Origin of the sequence: Methylosinus sp. R-45379 (assembly GCF_001644125.1) — a bacterium.
Classification (GTDB): domain Bacteria; phylum Pseudomonadota; class Alphaproteobacteria; order Rhizobiales; family Beijerinckiaceae; genus Methylosinus.
Map to the genome: position 1 here is coordinate 1 of NZ_LUUM01000060.1, position 1,214 is coordinate 1,214.

General features: G+C 60.0%; 2 protein-coding genes. One reads left to right on the top strand and one right to left on the bottom strand.

What is annotated here, in order from left to right:
- Positions 1–35: 35 nt before the first annotated feature.
- Positions 36–170 (bottom strand): hypothetical protein, encoded by a 135-nt coding sequence (locus tag A1351_RS25980; RefSeq protein ID WP_256388639.1) that lies wholly within the window; start codon positions 168–170, stop codon positions 36–38.
- A gap of 201 nt (positions 171–371) precedes the next feature.
- On the opposite strand from A1351_RS25980, the gene A1351_RS03725 reads away from it, so the two are divergent.
- Positions 372–782: a hypothetical protein gene (locus A1351_RS03725; protein WP_024881959.1), complete on the top strand. Its 411-nt coding sequence runs from the start codon at positions 372–374 to the stop codon at positions 780–782.
- The last annotated feature ends 432 nt before the right edge of the window (positions 783–1,214 follow it).

Below are 1,214 nucleotides of genomic sequence, written 5' to 3' on the forward strand. Positions count from 1 at the left end.
GGCGTCACGTTGCTAGGGTCGGCTTTCTATCGAGCTCAGATCGCTTCACGCGGCAAGTCGTCGTGCGCCAGCGCTACGACCTTGACGATCCAGATTCGGAAGGTGTGACGAACGTCGATGCCGGACGGCAGAGGCAATCGTTTTTCCGATCGACGGATGGAACGGCGCATGCGGCCCCTCGCCACTGTGCGCTGGAGCACAGACTGAGGGAAATCGTCTCCAATAGATTTTCGGGCATTGGGAGACGAGGCCCGCCGGAGCGCAGCCGGGGAGGTCGATATCCTGCCGAGGCCGCGGTTCAGATTTCGCGCCTCACGGGTTCGACTGCAATTTTGAACGAGCCGACCAAGCGCCGATGGAGGACGACAGGAATGAGCCGCATCTTACTATTGTCTGCATTGGTCGCCATCGGCGCCACCTCGGCGCAAGCTTCCTGCGAAGCGAACTTCTCCTCGCAGGGCGTTCCTTTGCTGACCCCGCTTTCATACAAGACGTGGATGCTATTCCCGAAGCTCGACGCCAAAAAGGCGCTGGATCGTCTGGCGAGCGCGGTCCTCGCCGAAGGCTATTCCGATATGAACGTGGACAAGGCCTATGGCGCCATCACCGCGTTGCAGGAAACCACTGGATCCGGATTGCCGCAGACGCTTCGCATCGTCGCTCGCAGGGTGAACGCCGGCACGCGGGTCGATGCATTCTTTTCCATCCAGGCAGGCCAGGTCACGACAGAGGAGCTCGTGCGGGGAAGTCTGTGCAACCTGATCGCGGCAGCGATCGGCTGAAATAATCCTGTATCGCAACGACATTGATCTAGGCTATCATTCGTCATGCCGCCTCCGACAAGATCACGATCGACAAATGCAAAGGGATCATGGCTATAATCGAAGGCTATAGCGCCGACCAATAGGTAGGGAACTCCATGGGTAGACTTATTTCGATGTTTCTCGCATTCGGACTTGCTGCAATCTCGCTCAGCGGATGTCAGTCCGTCCAGCAGTCGGCGGCAAGCGCCGCATACACATGTGAAGCCGCTGGACTTCGGCCGGGAACACGGCGTTTCGATCGGTGCCAGGAAGCGAACTTCGCGCAAAATAGGGCGCAGTCGGACGAAGCGGCGACTGCCGTCGCGGCCGCCGCAGCCGCAGGGGTTATCGGGGGCGCGGTCATCGGAGCGGCCGCCTCGCGGCCTTCGTACGGCTATTATGGACCCCGTT

Coding starts and splice junctions, on each gene's coding strand:
- A1351_RS25980 (WP_256388639.1), bottom strand. CDS start 170: ATGCGCCGTTCCATCCGTCGATCGGAAAAACGATTGCCTCTGCCGTCC.
- A1351_RS03725 (WP_024881959.1), top strand. CDS start 372: ATGAGCCGCATCTTACTATTGTCTGCATTGGTCGCCATCGGCGCCACC.